The organism is Psychrobacter coccoides (assembly GCF_017498085.1).
In the GTDB taxonomy this organism is placed as follows: domain Bacteria; phylum Pseudomonadota; class Gammaproteobacteria; order Pseudomonadales; family Moraxellaceae; genus Psychrobacter; species Psychrobacter coccoides.
Window position 1 is genome coordinate 138,691 of record NZ_JAGBKM010000002.1, and the last position, 23,231, is coordinate 161,921.

At 44.9% G+C, this 23,231-nt stretch carries 22 protein-coding genes and 1 tRNA gene; 16 read left to right on the forward strand and 7 right to left on the reverse strand.

What is annotated here, in order from left to right; all coding sequences use genetic code 11:
• Positions 1 to 76 precede the first annotated feature (76 nt).
• Positions 77 to 607, forward strand: coding sequence for an ATP/GTP-binding protein (locus J3492_RS02065; RefSeq protein WP_207989483.1), 531 nt, complete (start codon positions 77 to 79; stop codon positions 605 to 607).
• A 72-nt stretch (positions 608 to 679) separates the two neighbouring features.
• Complete coding sequence (locus J3492_RS02070; RefSeq protein WP_207989260.1) at positions 680 to 1,123, forward strand: roadblock/LC7 domain-containing protein; 444 nt, start codon at positions 680 to 682, stop codon at positions 1,121 to 1,123.
• Between the two features lie 103 nt (positions 1,124 to 1,226).
• Here J3492_RS02070 and J3492_RS02075 read toward each other — a convergent pair whose 3' ends face one another.
• Positions 1,227 to 2,813, reverse strand: a complete 1,587-nt coding sequence (locus J3492_RS02075; RefSeq protein WP_207989262.1) for a cryptochrome/photolyase family protein — start codon at positions 2,811 to 2,813, stop codon at positions 1,227 to 1,229.
• A 190-nt stretch (positions 2,814 to 3,003) separates the two neighbouring features.
• On the opposite strand from J3492_RS02075, the gene J3492_RS02080 reads away from it, so the two are divergent.
• The 8 genes from J3492_RS02080 to J3492_RS02115 all read left to right on the forward strand — a co-directional run bounded on the left by J3492_RS02080 (position 3,004) and on the right by J3492_RS02115 (position 11,311).
• Positions 3,004 to 3,639, forward strand: a complete 636-nt coding sequence (locus J3492_RS02080; protein WP_207989265.1) for a phosphoribosylanthranilate isomerase — start codon at positions 3,004 to 3,006, stop codon at positions 3,637 to 3,639.
• Positions 3,640 to 3,650: 11 nt separating this feature from the next.
• The gene (locus J3492_RS02085) at positions 3,651 to 3,983 is read left to right on the forward strand and encodes a hypothetical protein (RefSeq protein WP_207989267.1); all 333 of its coding nucleotides are present in this window, start codon (positions 3,651 to 3,653) and stop codon (positions 3,981 to 3,983) included.
• 73 nt (positions 3,984 to 4,056) lie between these two features.
• On the forward strand, positions 4,057 to 5,322 hold the full coding sequence (gene trpB, locus J3492_RS02090) for a tryptophan synthase subunit beta (RefSeq protein ID WP_207989269.1): 1,266 nt from the start codon (positions 4,057 to 4,059) through the stop codon (positions 5,320 to 5,322).
• Between the two features lie 137 nt (positions 5,323 to 5,459).
• Positions 5,460 to 6,284: a tryptophan synthase subunit alpha gene (gene trpA, locus J3492_RS02095; RefSeq protein WP_207989271.1), complete on the forward strand. Its 825-nt coding sequence runs from the start codon at positions 5,460 to 5,462 to the stop codon at positions 6,282 to 6,284.
• Positions 6,285 to 6,606: 322 nt separating this feature from the next.
• Positions 6,607 to 7,566, forward strand: coding sequence for an acetyl-CoA carboxylase, carboxyltransferase subunit beta (gene accD, locus J3492_RS02100; RefSeq protein ID WP_424108371.1), 960 nt, complete (start codon positions 6,607 to 6,609; stop codon positions 7,564 to 7,566).
• Positions 7,567 to 7,707: 141 nt separating this feature from the next.
• Positions 7,708 to 9,066, forward strand: coding sequence for a bifunctional folylpolyglutamate synthase/dihydrofolate synthase (locus J3492_RS02105; protein ID WP_243453052.1), 1,359 nt, complete (start codon positions 7,708 to 7,710; stop codon positions 9,064 to 9,066).
• A 201-nt stretch (positions 9,067 to 9,267) separates the two neighbouring features.
• Positions 9,268 to 10,542: an SPOR and LysM peptidoglycan-binding domain-containing protein gene (locus J3492_RS02110; protein WP_207989279.1), complete on the forward strand. Its 1,275-nt coding sequence runs from the start codon at positions 9,268 to 9,270 to the stop codon at positions 10,540 to 10,542.
• A 235-nt stretch (positions 10,543 to 10,777) separates the two neighbouring features.
• Positions 10,778 to 11,311: a DUF2726 domain-containing protein gene (locus J3492_RS02115; RefSeq protein WP_207989281.1), complete on the forward strand. Its 534-nt coding sequence runs from the start codon at positions 10,778 to 10,780 to the stop codon at positions 11,309 to 11,311.
• A gap of 124 nt (positions 11,312 to 11,435) precedes the next feature.
• Here the strand turns inward: J3492_RS02115 and J3492_RS02120 are convergent, their stop codons facing one another.
• Positions 11,436 to 12,392, reverse strand: a complete 957-nt coding sequence (locus J3492_RS02120) for a DUF1853 family protein (RefSeq protein ID WP_207989283.1) — start codon at positions 12,390 to 12,392, stop codon at positions 11,436 to 11,438.
• 204 nt (positions 12,393 to 12,596) lie between these two features.
• On the opposite strand from J3492_RS02120, the gene J3492_RS02125 reads away from it, so the two are divergent.
• Complete coding sequence (locus tag J3492_RS02125; RefSeq protein ID WP_207989285.1) at positions 12,597 to 12,899, forward strand: monooxygenase; 303 nt, start codon at positions 12,597 to 12,599, stop codon at positions 12,897 to 12,899.
• Between the two features lie 132 nt (positions 12,900 to 13,031).
• Here the strand turns inward: J3492_RS02125 and J3492_RS02130 are convergent, their stop codons facing one another.
• The 5 genes from J3492_RS02130 to gatC all read right to left on the reverse strand — a co-directional run bounded on the left by J3492_RS02130 (position 13,032) and on the right by gatC (position 17,140).
• Positions 13,032 to 13,277, reverse strand: coding sequence for a hypothetical protein (locus J3492_RS02130; protein ID WP_207989287.1), 246 nt, complete (start codon positions 13,275 to 13,277; stop codon positions 13,032 to 13,034).
• Positions 13,278 to 13,556: 279 nt separating this feature from the next.
• A tRNA-Pro gene (locus J3492_RS02135) sits at positions 13,557 to 13,633 on the reverse strand.
• Positions 13,634 to 13,738: 105 nt separating this feature from the next.
• Complete coding sequence (gene gatB / locus J3492_RS02140; RefSeq protein ID WP_207989289.1) at positions 13,739 to 15,247, reverse strand: Asp-tRNA(Asn)/Glu-tRNA(Gln) amidotransferase subunit GatB; 1,509 nt, start codon at positions 15,245 to 15,247, stop codon at positions 13,739 to 13,741.
• Complete coding sequence (gene gatA / locus J3492_RS02145; protein ID WP_207989291.1) at positions 15,247 to 16,743, reverse strand: Asp-tRNA(Asn)/Glu-tRNA(Gln) amidotransferase subunit GatA; 1,497 nt, start codon at positions 16,741 to 16,743, stop codon at positions 15,247 to 15,249. The genes gatB and gatA overlap by 1 nt, the downstream gene beginning before the upstream one ends.
• A gap of 82 nt (positions 16,744 to 16,825) precedes the next feature.
• Positions 16,826 to 17,140, reverse strand: a complete 315-nt coding sequence (gene gatC / locus J3492_RS02150; protein ID WP_207989293.1) for an Asp-tRNA(Asn)/Glu-tRNA(Gln) amidotransferase subunit GatC — start codon at positions 17,138 to 17,140, stop codon at positions 16,826 to 16,828.
• Between the two features lie 615 nt (positions 17,141 to 17,755).
• Between gatC and J3492_RS02155 the strand changes: the two genes are divergently transcribed.
• From J3492_RS02155 to J3492_RS02175, 5 genes are all read left to right on the forward strand, one after another.
• Positions 17,756 to 18,784: a rod shape-determining protein gene (locus J3492_RS02155; RefSeq protein WP_207989490.1), complete on the forward strand. Its 1,029-nt coding sequence runs from the start codon at positions 17,756 to 17,758 to the stop codon at positions 18,782 to 18,784.
• Between the two features lie 235 nt (positions 18,785 to 19,019).
• Positions 19,020 to 19,988, forward strand: coding sequence for a rod shape-determining protein MreC (mreC, locus tag J3492_RS02160; RefSeq protein ID WP_243453053.1), 969 nt, complete (start codon positions 19,020 to 19,022; stop codon positions 19,986 to 19,988).
• Between the two features lie 36 nt (positions 19,989 to 20,024).
• Complete coding sequence (gene mreD, locus J3492_RS02165; protein WP_207989295.1) at positions 20,025 to 20,510, forward strand: rod shape-determining protein MreD; 486 nt, start codon at positions 20,025 to 20,027, stop codon at positions 20,508 to 20,510.
• 75 nt (positions 20,511 to 20,585) lie between these two features.
• Positions 20,586 to 21,296 carry a Maf family protein gene (locus tag J3492_RS02170; RefSeq protein WP_207989492.1) on the forward strand — a complete coding sequence of 237 codons (711 nt, stop codon included), beginning with the start codon at positions 20,586 to 20,588 and terminating at the stop codon, positions 21,294 to 21,296.
• A gap of 150 nt (positions 21,297 to 21,446) precedes the next feature.
• Positions 21,447 to 23,051, forward strand: a complete 1,605-nt coding sequence (locus J3492_RS02175) for an Rne/Rng family ribonuclease (protein ID WP_207989297.1) — start codon at positions 21,447 to 21,449, stop codon at positions 23,049 to 23,051.
• Positions 23,052 to 23,231 lie beyond the last annotated feature (180 nt).

Below are 23,231 nucleotides of genomic sequence, written 5' to 3' on the forward strand. Positions count from 1 at the left end.
TAGCGAATGTCTGACGAATATACTCTAGACTTTATACTGTTTAATTCTAAATGCGCTGATGAGCGCTAGGTAGTCAATTATTATGCAACGTTTAAAAATTGTTTTTAGTGGTCCTATGGGTGCAGGAAAAACACAAGCCATAGCCAGTCTTTCTGATATTCCAGTGGTATCGACAGAAGTGAAAAACACAGATTTGGATGCCCATACGAAAGCTTTGACCACTGTTGGTATGGATTATGGCGAGCTGACCTTTGATGATGCGACAGGCATCGGGCTGTATGGTACTCCAGGGCAGGAGCGCTTTGATTTTATCTGGCCAATTTTAGCGCAGGGTGCACTTGGCGTGATTATTCTAATCGATCATTCGGCCGCTGATCCCGTTCAGGATATGGCCAATTATCTAGAGAAGTTTGACAAGATATATCAAGGTCGAGTTATCGTTGGGGTCAGTCAAATCGATAAAAAGCCTGAGCGTGAATTTGATATCTATCGTCAATGGTTACAGGACAATGAGCGCATCTTACCTGTATTCCCTGTTGATATGCGCAAAAAAGATGATGTGCTGTTATTGGTTGAAACCATCATCACCTCGCTTGAGCAAGGTTAATTAAAAGTGACGTTATGGTGGCGTTAAACACTTATTTAAAAAGTAAAATTTGGTAATAATGGACAATATGTAATGAATGAACAAATGTTTCAGATGGCGTCAAACAGCCTTAAGCCCTCAGAGCTTTTTGTCGCAACAGCAAAAGAAGTCCTCCACGACTTGGTACACACTACCAGTGGTATCGATGGTGTGCTGCTTGCCTCAACGGATGGCTTTGAGGTGTGTTCTATTTTTCAAAAAGAATATGATGGGGGTAAATTGTCTGCGGTTGGTAGCTCTATTATAGCGCTAGTACAGGCATTGACCAATGAAGCACAGTTGACAGGATGTCGCTCTGTTATTTTGGACGCACAAGACGGCAAAGTGATGATCAGTGCTGTTCCTAATAAAAACCAGCCGATGATTGTCATCGTCGTAACCAAGCAACAAGTGTTACTAGGGCAGATCATGCATGGTATGAACAAAGCAATTAATCGCCTGGTTGAGCTGGACAAACAAAATAACGAAAAGTTATAAAATGACGGTATGAGGAGACTGGCTGATAAGTGTTCTAGGTGCTGATAGCTGATAGCTGATAGATTATACTGATGATACACAGCACCTAGATAAAGAGGTTTAACTATCCTTTTTTAAATTCAGTAATGGCCAGTTGCCGTGCTGCTTTATGCTCGACCATTGGTAATGGATAGTCAACATCAGCAAACTTACCACCCTTTGCCAGTGCTTGGCGTATTTTGTCCTCGCTGTGCAAGAGGTTGGCAGGAACGCCCTTAAGCTCAGGCAACCAAGTCTTGATGAATATGGCCTCTGGGTCATGCGTTTTGCCTTGACTAAAGGGGTTCATAATACGGAAGTAGGGGGCCGAGTCCGTACCTGTCGATGCGCTCCATTGCCAGCCACCGTTATTGGAAGCAAAGTCCCCATCTATCAGTTGCTGCATAAAGTAGCGCTCGCCTAAGCGCCAATCAATCAGTAAGTCTTTGGTCAAAAACATCGCCGTCACCATGCGCAGGCGATTGTGCATAAATCCTGTCGCATTGAGGCAGCGCATCGCCGCATCGATCAATGGTACGCCTGTCCTGCCGCTACACCAGGTCTCAAAGTCATCCTGATTATAGGACCAATTAATTTTGGTGTCTGTCTCTTCTTTATAAGCCTTATGACGAATTAAGTCAGGTCTGTCTACCAGCACATGACGATAAAAATCTCGCCACGCCAGCTCGCTTATCCAGCGATTGATATCGTCATTGTCACCATCATTACCATGTAACTTTTCTTGCGCTTTGCTCGCCTGTAAGTAGCACAGTCTGGGGCTGATTGCGCCAATGGTCAGGTAGGCTGAAATCTGACTGGTTGCATGTAGACTAGGCACATCACGGCTTACATCGTAGTTATCAATATCATCAGCGATAAATGTGCTGAGGCGCTGACGAGCAGCATCTTCACCTGCAGGATACGCTGTCCGAGCGTGTTCAAGCTGTGCATCCATATCAATATGTGCCAACAAACCAGTGTCTTGTAAGGTCTTTTGGTAATTGCTGATGGTCTCTTTACTTAACTTTTCTATGCCTTTGATAGTGCTGGCGCTAGACTTTGAGGTTTTTAGCTTGGCCTTATTATTTACGGCTGCTGCTTCATGCATTTGCATATTGCTGACCTCTAAAGTGTGTCGCCATTTTTTATAAAAAGGAGTAAAGACTTTATACATACTATCGTCATTAGTAGTGATAGTCTGGGGTGGCAAAATACATTGATCATGCCAGCGGATAAAGTCGATATCGGTTTGTGCCAACTGCTTAGTGAGCTGCTCATCGCGCTCAATCTCGTTACCTTCATACTCATGATTGGCCATGATGCAGCTGATATCATTGTCCTTACACAATGTGCTAAGCGTACTCACGCAATCAGTAAAGCTGGGACACAAGTGAACGTTCAATGTGATATTAAGCTGGTTTTGTAGTGCCTTTGCTAACAATGGCAGCGTACGGGCAATGTGATCGACTTGAACCAGTGAAGTATCATGCGCTTGCCACTGTTCAGGCGTAAGAAAAAAAACGGCACTAACTTGAGCGCCCTGCGCATTGGCTTGTTCACAAATGGCCGCTAGTGCTGTATTGTCATGTATGCGCAAGTCACGACGAAACCACATCAAATAATGTGGCGAATGAGCGTGGCTGTTATTCAAATTCTGGTTATCTTTAGGCATTCATTTATCCTTGTATGAATCAATCGCAATCATAAAGCAAACGATGAATAAAAGTATGCTAGGATAAGTTTTTGGATGCAATGGATTTGCCAAAGGATTAACAAATCAGCACCATATCTAATGATTGGAGTGTGTTGCGAGCTTGTCACATGACATCATATTCAATACTAGGTTTACTGAAGGTCATATAATGCACGTTAAGTTTTGCGGGTTTACCCAGCTTGATGACGTCAATACCGCCGTGCAGCTTGGCGCTGATGCCGTTGGCTTGGTGTTTTATCCGCCCAGTCCGAGAGCGGTTACTGTCTCGCAGGCGAAAGCGTTGGTCAAACGCATACCTGCTTTTGTCAGTGTGGTGGCACTGGTGGTGAATATGGCCGATAATGAGCTGGTCGAGCTGGCACATCAAGTGCCTTTTGATATCATTCAGTTTCATGGTGATGAGACGCCAGAACAATGCCAGCAGCTGGCATATGCTGTCAATAAGCGCTGGATGAAAGCGCTGCGTATCAATGCAGAGACTGACACCTTAGAGAGTGTAAATAACCGTATCGATCGATTTGCAGCAGCAGGGGCGAGTAGTATCTTGCTCGATGCTTATCACCCCCATAAATATGGCGGCACAGGGGCAAGGTTTGATTGGAGTCTGATACCAAAAGACAGCTCGCTACCGATAATCTTAGCGGGCGGGTTAAATGCTGACAACGTCGCTGACCTTCTTGATATGCCTATTTACGGCGTCGATGTCAGCGGCGGCATTGAATATGATAAAGGCAAAAAAGACGCTGCCAAAATGCGTGCTTTTATGAAGGCTGTAGGTAAATAACAGGGAATGCCATGATTGGTGAAGAGGTTGACTGCGGGCGTAATGCCGAAAAAGGCTTTCATCGGTTTACATGGCTATGTTGCAGTTTAGGTATTATTGTTTTTAGTTTTCTTGCTTATGCTGGAGTGATTGAACAAGATATAGCGTTAGGCGGTACAAGAGGTTTGCCTATTTCTCATTATGCAGGCGGTGATGCTGTCGCTCGTGGCTATTTCTTTTTTACTTGCGCTTATTTATGCTTTGCCGCAGGATTTTGGTACTTGCGCTTTAAATACATGATTTGGACGCTGCTTGCAGTCGTTTGGGTTTGCTGTTTGTTTTTTATTCACGCTTATATTCTATAATTATCATATTCAATTATTTTTGATGCCTTTATGGGGCACTTTTTAACGAACTTATTATCTACAGGACATCTTGATGAGTAATGTAAACCAAGCCAATACTGCAAAAGCCATCAACACCTTTACCAATCCAACAGACGTGCAAGATTTTAACCAATATCCCGATGCTCGCGGACACTTTGGTGTCCATGGTGGCCGGTTTGTCTCTGAAACCTTGATGGCTGCCTTAGAAGAGCTAGAGACGCTGTATACTAAAGTAAAAGCCGATCCCGCCTTTTGGGAAGAGTATCACAATGACTTGGTCAATTATGTCGGCCGTCCGACGCCGCTATATCATGCCAAACGCCTAAGTGATGAAATCGGCGGTGCGCAGATTTACTTTAAGCGTGAGGACCTGAATCATACTGGCGCACATAAAGTAAATAACACCATCGGTCAGGCATTGCTCGCTAAGATGTGTGGTAAAAAACGCATTATCGCTGAGACGGGTGCCGGCCAACATGGCGTAGCGACAGCAACCATTGCTGCACGTTTAGGATTAGAGTGTATCGTCTATATGGGCGCTGATGATGTCGAGCGTCAAAAGATGAACGTTTATCGTATGCGCTTGCTCGGTGCAACAGTGGTCCCTGTCAGCTCCGGCTCACGCACACTAAAAGATGCGATGAATGAAGCCATGCGTGACTGGGTAACCAATGTTGACACCACGTATTATATCATCGGTACGGTAGCAGGGCCGCATCCTTATCCGCTGTTAGTGCGTGACTTTCAGGCGATCATTGGCAAAGAAGCACGTATCCAACATTTAGAAAAAACAGGCAAGCTGCCTGATGCGTTGGTTGCTTGTGTTGGTGGAGGCTCAAACGCTATCGGCTTGTTTTTTGACTTTTTAAATGATACTAAGGTCAAGATGTATGGCGTCGAAGCGACAGGTGATGGGGTTGAGACGGGTCGTCATTCAGCACCACTTGCTGCTGGTCGTATCGGTGTGTTGCATGGTAACCGTACCTACCTGATGGCAGACGATGAAGGACAGGTTCAGGAGACGCATTCTATCTCAGCAGGACTTGATTATCCTGGTGTCGGTCCTGAACACAGCTTTTTAAAAGACATGAATCGGGTTGACTATGTTGGCTGTACAGACAAAGAGTCATTGGCAGCCTTTCATGAAGTGACTCGTAAAGAAGGTATTATCCCTGCGCTCGAATCTGCTCATGCAGTGGCTTATGCTTTGAAACTGGCGAAGACCATGACCCCTGAACAAAGCATCGTGGTCAATATGTCGGGCCGTGGTGATAAGGATCTGCATTCGGTAATGAAGGCAGAAGGGATTGAGTTGTAATAACTGCTTGCCTGTTAACTGCGATTTGTTAGATATCACCTCATAAAAAACGATTTAGGCCCTTTAGCTTGATAATAAAAACGCTTGAATTAGGGGGCAAATAAATCATTTATACTAATGGATTTTAGAGAACCACTATGACCCGAATTGAAAGCACTTTTGAAACGTTAAAAGCTCAAAACAAAAAAGCCCTCATACCTTATGTAATGGCAGGCGATCCTAATCCTCATAGCTTTGTGGGCTTGATGCACGACTTAGTCAAGCATGGCGCAGATATGATCGAAGTGGGCTTGCCATTTTCTGATCCCATGGCCGATGGTCCAACGGTTGCCCTAGCAGGCGAGCGTGCTTTGGCTGCAGGGACCAGTACTCGTGACGCCCTAAATATGGTCGCCCAGTTTCGCAAAACAGACAGCCAAACACCGATTATCCTTATGGGTTACCTCAACCCAGTAGAGATCATCGGTTATGATAACTTTGTCACCTTGTGCGAACAGGCAGGCGTCGATGGTATTTTGATGGTGGATTTGCCACCTGCTGAGGCGGGGAGTTTTACCCAGCATCTAACTGAACACTCGATGAATGAGATATTTTTATTGTCTCCCACAACTTTGCCTGAGCGCCGTGAGCAAGTATTGACCCATTGTGGTGGTTATATCTACTATGTATCGCTAAAAGGCGTGACAGGTTCAGCGACACTGGATACGGATGACGTTGCCACTCAGGTACAAGCGATCAAAGCTGAGACAGATTTGCCCGTATGTGTGGGTTTTGGGATCCGTGATGCAGCGTCAGCAAAAGCAATTGGCCAGCACGCAGATGGGATTATCGTCGGTAGTGCACTGGTACAAAACTTCGCTGACATAAACGCTGATGACGCCAGCGCTGTGGCAAACGCTCAGCAAAAAATAATGGTTAAAATGGACGAGCTGCGAGCTGCTTTAGACAGTTTAAGCGTTTAAACGTTAGTATATGGTATCAGGGGCGTATGACATCAGGGTTATGGTCAATACTGTTAACAGTAACAAACTCAAATGACTTTGCTAAATTTAGTTTACGTGTGTAAACTAATAGGCGTATAAATTGTTACAATGATATGAGAGAGCCGGTCTATTACATTGGAATTGGATTCTTATTTATAGTTTCAATGGCTGCCGGCTGTGCGAGCTTTATAAGAGCTCATGTTATGATTGTGTGTGAACTCATAGTGTAAATAACAATGAAACGCTTAGGGACAAGTGTGTGAGCAAACTTGCCGATAAGCCTTCGAAAATGGCGACTAATATGACTGATACGATAAATAAATCTGAAAACCAAACTGATGAACAAACCACTGGTATCTCATGTGTTCTAAAAGAGAGCTTAGCTGATAAGGCCCGTCACTCATGGTTTGAGCGTCCAGTACCAGGCATCAAGCAGCAACTGACAGCGCCGCTGACGGCAGTAGAGACCGAGCCATCAACTGAGTGCACCAGCTGTCATTCAATGATTACCAATACAGCACTTATTTTTAACTGTTATGTCTGTCCGCTTTGTGAGCATCACATGCCCATGTCTGCTCGTGAGCGTTTGCAATGGTTTTTGGATCAAGTAGATGGAGAGCTGGGCCAAGAGTTTAGCGCAAAGGACCCGCTCAAGTTTGTGGATAGTAAACCATATCCACAGCGCATGACAGAAGCCAAGGACAAGACGGGTGAAAGTGAAGCCTTAGTTGTTATGTATGGCAAGCTGCGTAACCTCGATGTGGTCGCTTGCGCCTTTGACTTTCGCTTTATGGGCGGCTCTATGGGCTCAGTGGTCGGTGACCGTTTTGTACAAGCCGCCGAAAAAGCGCTTGAAGACAAGACGCCCTTAGTCTGCTTTGCGGCCTCTGGCGGGGCGCGTATGCAAGAAGGTTTGTTGTCATTGATGCAGATGGCACGCACTGCAGCAGCAGTTGAACGTCTAAGAATAGCTGGCGTACCGTATATTGTGATCTTGACCAATCCTGTGTATGGTGGCGTGACTGCATCACTGGCTATGCTTGGTGATATCCATCTGGCTGAGCCTAAAGCAATGATTGGTTTTGCGGGTAAACGTGTGATCGAGCAGACAGTACGTGAAACGCTACAAGAGCCATTTCAACGGGCTGAGTTTTTATTAGAGCATGGGGTGGTTGATGAGGTCGTACACCGTCATCAGCTGGTCGATACCACCTATCGTCTACTCGCTAAGCTATGCCATCAAGCAAATGTTGATGCTTAGTTTACGCATACATTATTAATCAAAATTAAGTAAGACACCCAATAGCATTTATCGTATTTTACGGTAAATGCTATTTTTGCTTTTTAGCTGGGTAGATATATACTGTCTTCATTTTTTATTTATTTATTACAGGTTTTGTCCATGTCTGATGCTTCAAATATGACCCTAAGTACCCCTAGCTCTCAATCAAGCTTGACTGAATGGCTGGATTATATGCAGCAAATACATGTGTCTGCCATAGACATGGGACTTTCTAGAGTGTTGCCAGTTGCCAAGGCGTTGGGGGTGGTACAGTCAGCTAAAGACGACGCCTATGTGTTTAGCGTAGCAGGGACAAATGGTAAAGGCTCAACGACTGCTGTTATCAGTGAGATGTGTCAAGCTGCTGGGTACAAAACAGCACTTTATCAATCGCCACATCTTAGTGTGTTTAATGAGCGGGTACGTATCAATGGCGAAATGGTGAGTGATCAGATCTTGATTGCTGCATTTAATAAGGTAGAAGAAGCACGGATAGAGTGTGAGTTGACCTTGTCATTTTTTGAGATGACCACGTTGGCTGCGTTATTGATATTTGCTGAAGCAGACTGTGATGTCTGGGTACTAGAAGTGGGTCTGGGCGGCCGTCTGGATGTGGTCAATATTATAGATCCTGATATGGCAGTCATTACCAATATTGGTATCGATCATGTGGATTGGCTAGGTGACACTATCGAGCAGATTGGGAGTGAAAAAGCTGGCATATTGCGTGATGATATCACCTTAATCTATGGCGCAGCTGACATGCCAAATAGCGTACAACAAGCTATTGAGCACCACCGAGTGAAGTGCTATCAAGTCGGACAAGACTTTAGTTATCGTATCCAAGACTCACAAAATTGGCAGTATAGTAATGCAGCCGTTACCTTAAACCTACCACGGCCAGTGCTGTCACTCATGAATACCACGAATGCACTATCGGCAGTGTTGGCCAGTCCACTGAACATCACTACCAGTGCTATAGAGCAGGCGTTGCGAGCTGTCAAGCTAGCAGGTCGATTTGATTATCGAGAGGTAGCCGAGCGTCATTGGTTGTTTGATGTCGCTCATAATGAGCAAGGGGTAGACTTCTTATTGGCTCAATTATTGCCTTTATGGCAGACTCATGTTGATGCTCAGCTGTCTCAGACAGCTACCAAATCATCTTCTACAACGATTAAGATGCTGTTCTCGATGCTGGGTGACAAAGACATGGCAACAGTGGTTCAGCGTTTGGTTACTGCTGGCTTGCCGATTACAGATTGGTATATTGCAGAGATTGATCATCCACGGGCAGCAAGTATCGAGCAGTTACAAAGTACCTTGGCCAAACAGGTTACAGAGGCTTCTATACACGTTTATCAAGATATAGCGCAAGCAACTCATGCGGTTACCGAACACAGCTCAAGCCAAGACCTAATTGTCGTGTGTGGTTCCTTTCATACAATAGGTGAGGCGCTCGCAGCATTAAGAGTGTTGTAGGGCTTGCTCAGATTGATGGCTACTAAATAACATTTTCACATCAATTGAAAAAAGTATGCAGTAGCAGACAGCACAAAAAATATGTTTTATAATCAAAGCACTTTCATATATTCAAGATGAATTTTGCTATCTGATTTATGGTGGGCAGACGACCGTCAAGCCTAGCAATCAACCTTTTTACCAACTAAGAGACGTAAACGGATGAACTTTTCGAGACAAGCCTTATTGGGCATCGGGATGATTATAGGTGGTAGCGTGATGCTATACGCTATGGTGCAGCAAATTGGTTCAAACGATGCGCCAGCTCAAGCACCAGCTATCGTTAACGAGTCAAACAATGAGCAAACAGTGACAACCCCACTGACCACGGATATTGATACCGAAAAACGTATTTTGGCTCAAAAGCAAAAAGAGCGTGCTGCCCGTGTTGCAGAGCAAGAAAAGCGAGCACAGGCGTTTTTGGCAGAACAAGAAGCAGCTGAAGCCCAAGCTTTGGCCAAAGCTCGGGCAGAAAATCAGCAATATCGGGCCAATATGACCGCTACAGGTGGCGACGAAGATAGCCCAGAAGCCGCACAGAATGATATTGCAACGCCAACAGTACAATCACGCACGGATAATACAGATACTGAAGCAACTGTCGATCAAGTTGCAGATAGCAGTAGTAGTACAGCGCAAGCTGAAAAAGAGGCAAGAGAAGCGGCTGCACAGTCTGCCGCAAAGAAACAAGCAGAAGCCAAAAAGGTAGCAGAAGCCAAAAAGGTAGCAGAAGCCAAAAAGGTAGCAGAAGCTCAGAGAATAGCAGCCGCTAAAGAACAAGAAGCCAAAAAACAGGCCGAGGCAGAAGCTAAGAAACAAGCTGAAGCACAAGCAGCTGCTGAGAAGAAAAAGCAAGCGCAAGAAAAAGCAGCGGCTGAAGCTGCTAAAAGTGCTCCACCGACAGCACCGATCGACTACGACGTCAAGCGTGGTGATGGTCTATTAAGATTGGCACGTCAGTACAACGTTCCAGTTGAAGCGTTAGCACAAGCCAATGATTTGTCACCATCTGCCTCGTTACAGTTGGGTCAAACGCTCACTATTCCTTCACGTAAGCAAGTGCAGCGCTTAGAGCGTGAAGCTGCTGCGGCTGAAGAAAAGCGCAAAAAAGAAGCAGAGCTGGCCAAAAAAACAGCTGAAGCCAAACGTGAGGCCCAAAGAAAGCTACGTGAGGCTCGCCAAGAAGTCAAACAAACCGATGCTAAGGGCGACTTTGGGGTGCAAGTGGCTTTAGCAGGCAATCAAGCCTCTGCTGATGAGGTAGCGAAAAAATTCAAAGCCGCAGGTTATCAAGTTAAAACCAGTGCTACCAGTCGAGGCGTACGTGTCATCGTCGGCCCTGAGCGTGGCAAAGTTGCTGCATTAGCTCTCAAGGATAAGATAAATACTGACCCTAAAGTCGATACCACTGGTGCTTGGGTGCTATACTGGCGTTAATAGAGGCGACGACTCAAATATCATAAAACGTAAGAACCACAAAACACGGCACTTGATGTCGTGTTTTGTGGTTTTGAGTTGTAGAAAATCATGCGCTTGGATAGTATGAGGTCCTTTTATTACCCCTTTATTTTTCTTTTTTATCACGTGCTTACCATCAATGGTAGTCACGGCTGTGATTGAGAGTATTGGTACCCAACAACCTCTCAATCCAAATATCATATAAGGTTAGGCTATGTCGTTTGGCGTTGTTTTTTTAGTGTTGGCAGTCGGCTTTTTAGGCGTGATTGCACTACCAAAGTTATTGGCAAGGTTTGATAACAAGGTTGAGCCTGAACCCACGCCAGTGCGCGGTGATGAGTTGGCCATATGGCCGTTTGCGCCGATGCCCATTATGACAGACACTGAGGTGATATTTTTTCATAAACTAAACCAAGCACTGCCTGAATATCATATCTTTGTGCAAGTACAGCTTTCACGCATTATTCATAGCAATAGTGAAGAAGCATCGGAGCGAAGTTTTTGGTTCAATCGTATTTGTCGGCAAAGTGTCGATTATGTCATCGTGGATAATGATGCACAGACGACTTTGATGGCTATCGAGCTTGACGACTGGACACACAGCAGTAAAACACGCCAAAAGGCTGATGATAAAAAAGACAAAGCCCTTGCCAGTGCTGGCATCCCCATTGTACGGTTTCATGCCGAGCGTATGCCAAGTGCAGACCTGCTTAGGTATGAGCTGCTGCAAGTGATAGAGACGTATTAGCGCATTTAAATGATAGGCTTAAAGCTTATATAATTGAACCGCTATCAAGCTGATAGCAAAAATATATCGATTTTATTTGTTAGAAGCGCTAGGGTTTCAATGCTAAGCAGGCTTCATATTACGCTTATTTTCTCTGTTTAAAATAAATAACGATGGGTCTATCGTTCTCAAAGTACAGTCCTGTGGCTGGTACGGACGTCTCCCAATCCACACCGGCCTCATATTTTTGTTTGCCATCATAAAAGTCACGTTTAGTAAACCATTCAATATAATGCGCTCGCCGTAGATCGCTCTTATCCAAGCTTGCCAGTCCGGCAATATCTTGCTTATCGCACCACTCATGTAGCGGAAAATGTGGTGCAAGCCAGTCAGGATAGATAAAATCCTGATAATGCAGCGGCAAAAAGAACCGGCCTTTTATAATGGCATAACGCTTGTCTATTTTGACTTGACCATGATTTGGCGTATCTACCCAAAGTACACGAAACTGCTTGGTCTGCATATGTGTCATTTTGCGTGCCAAATTATCATTGGCATTTATTCCTACCCAATTCACGGGATCAAAAGGATACGAGCCCATAAAAAACTTAATCGCCAACTCCCAATGCTCAGTCAGTTGGTGTTGGTGATTGTACAAAATCAAATCTAGCTCACCTGTGGTTTGCTTACCTTGATACAGCTGAACATTGCTTGCTAAGATTTCATAAGGATGCAGGTCATGGGCAAAACCATCTTCTAACCAAAAAGACAACAATCCCTCAAAATGAAAGCCTAAGCGACTGGGGCTGGGACGAGCAAGTAAATAGCGAGTGAGCTTTTGATAAGCTGATGTGGTATCCAGCTCCTCCAAACGAGCGCTATAAGCCTCGTACTGGCTATACCAAAAACTGCGAGGGTGTACCATTACGGTTTGCGTGACTTGGTGGGGTACAAGATTTAGCCATTTGGTTAAGACATTCGGGCATGCTAACACGTAGGCCAGATCGCGCACATAGGGGCGCTGATAACGCTTCCAAGGCGCACAGCTAGTAACAGCGGGTTGGGTAATAGTAGAGGTAGGATGAGCCACTGGTTCTGTCATAGTTGCAACCGTTATAACCATATAGATAAACACCCTAACTGCTTGATTCATAAAAGTCTATATGCAGTCTTGATATACAACATCAGCTGAGCATTTTTAGCCCGCTTATAGATAAGTGTTTTATAAAATAACGTGCTACTGGTTGACAAAGTTTATATACAATATATTATTTAATATAATAATAAAAAATTATTGGAGTAAAACATGAAATACCTGTTACAAGTTGACTTTCCTTATAACGGTCCATTTGGCGATAAGTTCTTTATTGAAATGAAAGGGCTTGCTGAAGACATTGCAACCGAAAAAGGTCTTATCTCAAAAATATGGACAGAAAATGAAGCGACGCAAGAGGCTGGCGGTATTTACGTATTTGATAATTTAGATGATGCCAATAGGTATTTAGCAAAACACACTCAAAGACTAGAATCTTTTGGATTTACCAATATTAAAGCAAAAATCTTCAAAATCAATGAAGCATTGAGCCAGCTGACCAAAGCCACGATATAGCCAATATACCAAAATGATTGACAGCTATGTGGCTAATAGCTGGGCATTAGATGGCTTGAATCGACGACACAGATGTTGACAGAGGTAAGTAACCCCAGGTGTTTGTCAGTTTTAGTTTCTAGCCAGAGTCTATTAGCACATGGCTTCTTGATGAACGATCTCATGTATTCTGATGGGGACTGCGTACAGCCACTGCATACCAGCAGTACAATAAAAATACCCATCCTCAAATGCTACGATGTAAGCAGTGAAGTCATTGCCATCATGATCGGTCATGGCCTCCTCATCACTGTCGTCACTAACGGCGCACCATATTTTTTTGTTTCCACGTTTTAGCATTAGAATAGCCAAATCACTACCTTTTAACTCGCCATCCATTTTAACCTCCAATTATTTATAACAACTTTACTAAAGATACATAAATAAATTTCTGAACATTATTTTAGCAAACAAGCTATTTTTGAATCTAGAAACTTTAGATGAGCGGTAGTTATGGAGGTATGTTTGTAGAATTTGTAATTACTAATCCTAAATAAAACGCTTTATTGCTGTTTTTTCTTGTATAAGAGTTGATGGGATTCTTAATAATATTGAAACCCAAAAAACGCCCAAAATAAAGGGCAGACGGTCTATGACGGTCTGCCCTAATATGCTGTTTGGTCGGAACGGCAGGATTCGAACCTGCGACCCCTACACCCCCAGTGTAGTGCGCTACCAGACTGCGCTACGCCCCGAGTGACTGACTATTCTACCCAAATTCTTATATATTGCAAGGGATAATTATCGGCAAGAATAAATAAGCAAATTTTGTCCAGAAAAGTCAGCAGTTACTATGTAGGTTAGTCCAATAGCTCTTTTAGTATCTTATTGACCTGCTGAGGATTGGCGCTACCACGGCTGGCTTTCATTACTTGCCCGACCAAACCATTGAAGGCTTTTTGTTTACCGCCTTTATACTCTTCGACCATAGTCTGATTGTTAGCGATGACGTCCTCGACCATCGCTTTAATCGCACCTGTATCCGTTTCTTGCTTAAGGCCTTTTTCTTCAATGATTTTATCAGCAGCGTCATCATCATTGCCACCTTCACGTGCATACAAAGCGCTAAAGACTTTTTTGGCAAGCTTGCCTGATAAAGTATCATCTTTGATACGTTTGAGCATACCGGCCAATTGTTTGGCACTGATAGGGGAGTCGGTGATATCGGCATCGTCTTTATTGAGGGCGCCGAGCAGATCACCCATTACCCAGTTGGCCGCCATCTTCGCTTCTTGCTGCCCAATCTCTGTCACGACATCTTCGAAATAATCGGCAAGCGCACGGCTACCTGTCAAGATACGAGCATCATACTCTGAAAGCCCAAGCGCCTCTTCAAAGCGTGCACGGCGGGCGACTGGCAGTTCAGGCATGGCGGCTTTAATCGCATCGACGGTATGCTGTTCGATACGTACAGGAAGCAGATCAGGATCTGGGAAGTAGCGGTAGTCGTTAGCATCTTCTTTGGTACGCATGGCGCGGGTTTCGTCACGCTCTGGATCATAGAGCATCGTCGCTTGTATGATGGTACCACCATCTTCTATAATGTCGATTTGACGTTCGATTTCACGATTGATTGCACGCTCAATAAAGCGAAATGAGTTCAGGTTTTTTAGCTCAGTACGGGTACCAAGCTCATCACCAGGTTTGCGTACCGAGACGTTACAGTCACAGCGAAACGAGCCTTCTGCCATCACTGCATCTGAAATACCAAGCCACGTGACCAATTGATGAATGGCTTTGATATAAGCAAGTGCTTCTTGAGCTGAGCGCATATCAGGCTCAGAGACGATTTCAATGAGTGGCGTGCCAGCACGGTTAAGGTCCACACCCGTCATACCATCGACAGCGTCATGCACTGACTTGCCCGCATCCTCTTCTAGATGCGCACGAGTGACCCCCATGCGTTTGGGATATTCGTTTTTTTCACCTTCATTGACCATCACATCAATATAACCCTTACCAACGATAGGGTTTGCCATTTGGGTGATTTGATAACCTTTGGGCAAATCGGGATAAAAATAGTTTTTACGGTCAAAGGTGTTAAATAACCCCAATTCGGCGTTGACACCAATACCGAATTTCAACGCACGATCCACCACGCCAGTGTTCAGGACAGGTAATACACCCGGTAACCCCAAGTCAACAATGCTGGCTTGACTGTTTGGCTCGTGACCGAAGTCCGTCGGCGCATCTGAAAATATCTTGCTTTCTGTATTGAGTTGGCAATGAATCTCAATGCCAATGACGACTTCATAGCCATCGACGAGCAGATCCGTACGGACGGCGTTATTATTAGTGACTGCATTCATTATACCGTCTCCTGTGCAATAGCAGAGTGTTGTAGGTGGTGATCAGTATGCTGCTGAAACAGATGTGCGGTAGTGAGCAATTTGCTCTCTTGCCAGTGCTGTCCTATCAGCTGTAAACCTATGGGCAGACCCTCACTATTTAGGCCAACAGGCTGGCTGATGGCTGGTAGACCTGCAAGATTGACCCCGATGGTATAAACGTCGCCCAGATACATAGAGGCAGGGTCTAAATCTTCACTCAGCTTATAAGCAGCTGTTGGAGCAGTGGGGCTGGCGATGACATCACAGTTGGTAAAGGCATCATCAAAATCTTTGATAATCAAACGGCGAATTTTTTGTGCTTTGGTATAGTAAGCATCAAAGTAGCCGGCAGATAAGGCATAGGTTCCCATCAATATACGGCGCTGCACCTCGGGGCCAAAACCTTCAGAGCGTGAGCGTGTGTAGAGATCGATTAGATCGGTTGGGTTCTCACAGCGGTAACCAAAGCGTACGCCATCAAAGCGAGACAGGTTAGAAGATGCTTCAGCCGGTGCTAACATATAGTAAGTCGCTAGGGTGATTTCAGGGTCAGTAATATTTACTTCTACAATCGTTGCCCCAAGTGCCTCGTACTGTTGCAGCGCCGAGCGTACGGCTTGTTCGACTTCAGCGTTTAGACCATTACTAAAGTATTCTTTTGCCACACCGATACGCAAGCCCGCCAGAGGTTGGTCGCCAGCTGCTGCTTCGGCATCATGGATGTCTTGTACGTAATCAGGGATATCATGCTTGATAGAGGTGGCGTCACGAGGGTCATGACCGACCATAGGCTGTAACAGATACGCACAATCTTTAGCGCTACGTCCCATACTACCAGCTTGGTCGAGACTTGAGGCATAGGCGATCATACCAAAGCGTGACACACGGCCATAGGTGGGTTTGATGCCAGTTAAGCCACAGAACGAAGCCGGCTGACGAATGGAGCCGCCTGTATCACTTCCGGTCGTTACAGGCACAAAGCCTGCTGCGACTGCTGCAGCACTACCACCTGAAGAGCCACCAGGGACACGATCAAGGCTCCATGGGTTTTGTACCGTCCCATAATAAGAGCTGCTGTTGTCAGAGCCCATCGCAAACTCATCCATATTGAGCTTACCTAGGCTTATCATACCTGCTTTATCAATGCCATTAACGATGGTGGCATTATAAGGTGAGACAAAATTATGTAGCATCTTAGAGCCACAAGTGGTGAGAACCCCTTGAGTACAAAAAATATCTTTGTGCGCCATTGGCACACCAAGTAGGGGCCTTTTATCACCTTGAGCACGCATCTCGTCTGCTGCTTGTGCTTGAGCCAGTGCCGTTTCAGAAGTATGAGTAATAAAGCTATTAATCTTGCTATCGAGAGCATCAATACGTTTAATAAAATGCTCAGTCAGCTCAAGACTACTAAACTGCTTGTTTTGTAAGCCAGTAATCAGTTGCTGAATACTTAAATGATGAATCTCAGACATAAGGTGTCGTCCGTCAAAGTGTTAATTACGTAAATAAAGTATGTGAGTCTATACCTTAGGCTTTAATGTCTCTTTAATGAGGTTATTCAATTACCTGTGGTACTAAGTACAAGCCCTGCTCGACAGCAGGCGCCATGGCTTGGTTGCGCTGACGATTGATATCGTGCTTCGCCACATCAGCGCGCAACTCTTGGCAAGCCTCATGGATATTTGCCAAAGGCGTGAGATCGGCAGTATCTACGGCAGCTAAAGTATCCATTAAGGTTAATACCTTGCTGATATCATTAGCATAGCTGCTGGCGGTCTCCTCATCGACACCTAAGCGGGCAAGATTGGCAACATCTAGAATTTCTTCACGGCTGACATTGCTGTCGGACGTTGTGGGTTGCTGTGACATAATTTCTCCAATAAAGGACAGGTTTGATGATGTAAGCGAGTACAGTTACTCATACATCGCTTATAAACTTAAATCATAATAGACTGCTTGCATCAGGCATCACTAACCTGTATCAGTCTGCCATTAAAGGTCAATGAAGTGGTACGTTTGCAAGAGATCTACTGCGTAGGGTCCCAAGTAAAATAATTAATACCCTCTAATATGGCTATATCATTGTCGTTTTTTTAGCGATTAGCTCTTGAGCTGAATGACGAAAGCGCTTGATAACTAATTATAAAGCATTTGTTTGCCTTATTATAAGGCATCTGTGCTAAGTTTACAGAGTCAGGGTTTTCTTGTTCTAGATGCTTTCATAACCTTGCGACGATATCTGTAACAAATTCTAGCATTTAAATACAAGATTCTGACTGGTCAACGTAAATATCTGTGTTTTTTTTGAGCTAAATCGGTATAATTTAGCTCAATTTGTATATATAGTTATTATTGCTTCGTTCTAACTTGTCGCACGGTTACGCTTTTGTTAACGTGAGCGCGACAGGTGGACCCAATCAACGCCGACGAGTACCACTCTCAGTCATCCTCATTCGCCTCACTTGTAAGACGCTGGATATATTAATGAACCCGTTTGGATTTTTATCAAATAACATCGCTATCGACCTTGGCACAGCCAATACCCTAATCTTTATTCCTAATAGGGGCGTGGTGCTCGACGAGCCTACAGTCGTGGCGCTCCGTAGCAATCGCACACAGAACCCTACAGTTGCGGCGGTCGGTATTGATGCCAAGCAAATGCTTGGTCGGACGCCTGCCAACATTACTGCTATTCGACCATTAAAAGATGGTGTGATTGCAGATTTTGAAGTGACACAAAAAATGCTCAAGCATTTTATTACTAAAGTAAAGGCCAGACGCTTTATGGCGCAGCCAAATGTCGTTGTGTGCGTGCCTTGTAAGTCTACTCTAGTTGAGCGCAAAGCCATTCGTGAGGCAGTCTCCTCTGCAGGGGCAAATAAGGTCATGTTACTAGAAGAGCCGATGGCTGCGGCTATCGGTGCGGGTATGCCTGTCCATGAAGCCAGTGGTTCAATGGTGGTGGATATTGGTGGTGGGACCACTGAGATTGCAGTTATTGCATTGTCAGGCTGTGTCTACGCTGAGTCGATTCGTATCGGCGGTGATATGTTTGATGACGCCATTATCACTCATGTACGCCGTACTCACGGCTGTGTCATCGGTGAAACCACGGCTGAGCGCATCAAACAAGAAGTGGGGTCGGCACTGAATCATGAAGACCAGCTAGAAGTAGAAGTGCGTGGCCGCAGTATGGCTGAAGGCGTGCCTAAGACTTTTACCGTCAACTCTGAAGAGATCCAAAAAGCATTGAGTGATCCTCTAAGTGGTATTGTCAGTGCGGTTAAAGCTGCGCTTGAGCAGACACCACCTGAGCTGTCATCAGATATCGCTGAGCGTGGTATTGTACTGACGGGCGGTGGTGCACTATTACGTGACTTAGATAAACTGATCTCAAAGGAGACAGGCTTGCCAGTGACGGTCGCAGAAGATCCCTTGACGTGTGTCAGCCGTGGTGGTGGTATGGCGCTTGATTTTATTAATAACAAAAGCTTAAATATGATTTTTGTATAAGTTTTCGTGTATTGAGCTTGAGGTGGCTGTAGTAGATTTACTTTAAAAACGATACAGCACGGCGAATAATGTATCGATTTTATGTGGTTTTGACTCTAGAGAGCGTTGTGTTCAATGTACCCCAGTAAAGGCGGTCTGTAGACTGCCTTTATATGTCGCCTACTACCGCTTGATTTCTTTATCTATAACCCTATCTTCAATCCCAGTGCTGGGTACCCATCTTATTAGACACGCTATGACCCCAAGTATTTTTGCCCGCCAACCGCTCGCACTTCGCAGGACTGCTATTGCTTTGATAGTGGCACTGATAATGATGTGGTTTGATAGCAAAAACCCAGAGTGGTTCAACCCTGTACGCAATACCAGCCATGCTGCCATGCAGCCGATTTATCAGTTTTCTTTATTACCAAGTTATGCCGCACACTGGGCACAAGGCAGTGCCCAATCAAAAGAAGCCTTACGTCGAGAGAACGTACAACTCAAATCGCAGTTGCTGCACGCACAAGCAAAGCTGCAGCAGCAAGACTATATCTTGGCACAAAATGCGCGTCTGCAAGGTATCCTATCGACGACTAAGCCTGAGTTGTTTGATTTGAACTTGGCTCAAGTTATTGGCACGGATACCAACTTACTAAAGCAGATTGTTGTACTTAACAAAGGTGCGCAAGATGGTGTGCAAGTTGGGCAAACGGTGATTGATGAGGACGGTATCTTAGGGCAGATTATCAATGTTTATCCCAATACCAGTCGTTTATTATTGATTACCGATGAGCAGCAGTCGGTGGCCGTGACAATCAAGCGTACGGGCCAACGTGGCATCGTTACAGGAGAGGGGATACCGACCTCTTTACGTCTCAATTATGTATTCAAAACCTCAGATGTACGGGTAGGGGATGAGCTGATCTCATCAGGCCTTGGCGGGCGTATTCCAGCGGGTTATCGGGTGGGGCGTGTCGCTCATATCAAAGATACGCAAGCCGATAACTTTAGAAGTATCGATGTTACGCCAGCTGCAAATTTTATAGATAATGCGTATGTGTTGATTCTACAAGACAAGTTGACAAGCAATCAAACAACACCGTCTGAGTTTATATCCTTAAACCCCAATGGTACGGACGGCAATATAGACGGGCCAATACTCGGTTCACCCAATAAGATGGGTACGGAAACCTTATCAGCGGCAGCTTACTCTACTGACCAGTAAAGTAAAGGTTGCCCAATAATCGCTCAGGTAAGACTGATGATAAACCCCAATTCTGAACATGCAACCGGCATACTATTAATCACTATCCTGTTTAGTTTCGTCGTTGCTTCCTCATTGAGCGTTTACCCTCTGAGTCCTGGTATGGCAGCACTACGTCCCATGGTTATGACGATGGTGCTGATTTTTTGGTTGTTGTTTCAGCCACAGCATGTCGGTATCTTTACTGCCTTTATGATAGGTATTATCGCTGATTTATTACTCGACACTCGTCTTGGTCAACAAGCTTTTGCGGCAGTGGTGGTAGCCATGACCATCAAGCTGAGCAGTATCTATGTTAAACAGCTTAATACCACTAGCGCTTGGCTATTAGCGTCTTTGGCGCTGTTGGTCTTTCAGTTGACGCTATGGATATTACAGCTCATTACCCAAAGCCAGTTCGTTGCCCAGTCAGGTCTGTCTTTATTGATGAGCATCATCAGCTGGCCACTAGTCCTACTGGTACTACGCAAATTTACTCGTTAAATTATCGTCTCTGTCAGCGTCACGATCGAACGTTCAATACACCCTAATCCAATGAAACATAATAGGAAAGCAATGATGGATATCATATTGGCATCAGGCTCACCGCGCCGACATGAATTATTGACCAAAGCAAAAGTAGACTTTACCATTATGAGTGTTAATATCGATGAAGCACCCTATCAAGATGAGTCGCCAAAAGACTATATCGAACGTATGGTTGCAACAAAAGCAGCCGCGGCTATTGCGCAGTTAAATACAGAACTTAAAACCTCTCAAAAAGATAACGCCACTCCCCAAGTCGCTATTGCCAAACCCACCATTATCCTCACAGCAGATACCATAGGTGTGTTACCAGATGGTAAAACCGTGCTCGTCAAGCCCAAGGACTTTCAACACGCTTCTACTATGTGGCAGCAAATGTCTGACGATACCCATCAGGTGTGGACAGCAGTACAAGCCACTTTGGTATCAGTGTCTCTGTCAGATGATGGCACGACAGACACTGGTATAGATGCCAATAGTGAGCCGCTGCAAGTGTTATGGCAAAGACAAATTACTGAGCGTACAGAAGTGACTTTTATACCTTTATCACAGGCCATGATGGAGCGCTATTGGCACAGTGGTGAGCCTAAAGACAAAGCAGGCGGTTATGGCATTCAAGGCTTAGCAGCCGCCTGGGTGACGCATATCAACGGCAGCTATACCAATGTGGTTGGCCTTCCTTTAGCCCAGACCTTAGCGTTGATTGATGCGGCACAGTCTAGAGCAAATGTTGAGGGCAGTTAGTGGTCAGTATTAAGACATATAATAATACGGCAGGACGTTGGGCAGGGTAGAAGAGTATTTGTTACACTATTGGTCAACTATACACACTCATCAACTGTGTTGATTGGTTTATTATTATTCATTTATAAAAAAAGATAAGAGAAGAGCACTATGTCTGAAGAGCTGCTGATGAATGTCAGTCCGATGGAGTCCCGTGTGGCACTCTTGGATAATGGTGTGCTTAGCGAGATTTACATTGAGCGTCATCACAAGCTAGGCCTAGTAGGCAATATATATATGGGCACAGTAGTCCGTGTGTTGCCTGGTATGCAAGCGGCGTTTGTGGATATCGGACAATCTAGAACCGCTTTTTTACACGTCAATGACATGCAGCGTCTGCCGAAGGCAATCACACAGCACAAAACCAAAGCTGATGACAGTCTGGTCACAGTGACAGCCTCTAATAAGGGCAATACAAAGCCACCGGTGGCGCATTTAGCTGAAACCCTTCCTGTGGCCAGTACTCAAGCGGTAGAGGTTGTTGTGGCAAGCAAGACTTTGATTCAACATCGACTGCACGAAGGCCAACGCATCTTAGTGCAAGTCACTAAAGATCAATTAGGGAGTAAAGGCGCACGCTTAACGACCAATATCTCACTGCCGTCACGTTATTTGGTTTACTTGCCCTCCAGCGAGCATATAGGTATCTCCCAACGTATCGATAATGAAGAAGAGCGCACCCGTCTAAAAACAGAGCTATCAAGTATTATGCAGGCCGTTAATCTACAGGGTGGATTGATTGCTCGTACCGCCGCTGAAAAAGTACCAGTAGCCAAGTTAGAAGAAGATATTTATTACTTGGTGCAGCTGTGGCGTACCATCTGCGCTCGTCGTCAGGAAATCACCCATCATCAAAGCTCAGAACTTATCTATCAAGAGCTGTCTCTACCACTGCGCTCCATACGCGACTTAGTACATCCTGACACCGAAAAAATTATTATTGATAACCATCAGGTTTATGAGCAAGTGCGTTACTTTGCCAAAGAGTTTGTACCTTTTGTGTATGATCGTATTGTGCATTATAGAGCAGAGCCACCCCTGTTTGATGTGCATCGAGTAGAAGATGATCTGCGTGACGCCCTCAAGCGCCGTGTCGATCTCAAGTCTGGTGGCTATCTGATTATCGACCAAACTGAAGCGATGACGACTATTGATGTCAATACCGGCTCTTTTGTCGGTGGCAGGTCCTTAGAAGATACGGTCTATAAAACCAACCTAGAAGCCACTCATGCAATCGCCCGTCAGCTGCGCCTGCGTAACTTAGGCGGTATTATCATATTAGACTTCATTGATATGTTGGAGCAAGAACACAAAGATGATGTGTTGAGCAGCTTACATGAGCAGCTGTCACAAGACTATGCTAAGACCAAAATCACCCAAGTTAGTGAGCTTGGACTGGTGGAGATGACCCGTAAGCGTACCCGTGAATCGCTAGGACAGCAGCTATGTGAGCCTTGCTCGACCTGTCAAGGCAGAGGTTTTGTCAAAACTGCCGAAACAGTATGCTTTGAGATTTTTCGAGAAATCATGCGCTGCGCTCGCACTTACAACTCACCTAAAAAATTTACCGTCGTCGCCCACGCCTCTGTTATCGACCTGCTTTTGACATCAGAGGCAGATACAGTAGCAGATTTAGAATATCTATTGGGACGGGTGATTACCTTCGAAGTAGAAAACTTATATACCCAAGAGCAATATGATATTGTCTTAGACTAGGGCGTGTCCTTAATTCAATCGAAGGATACCTAAATGGGCTAAAAATGGCTAAATCTTGCCAAACAGCGTTAAATAGCTAGGTAATATCCCGATATTATCTGCGCTATTTTCCTTGTTTGACGGCAGTTTATCTCATTTTTATCTCCATTTTTAAAATGAGGACAAGCCCTAGGGTGCATT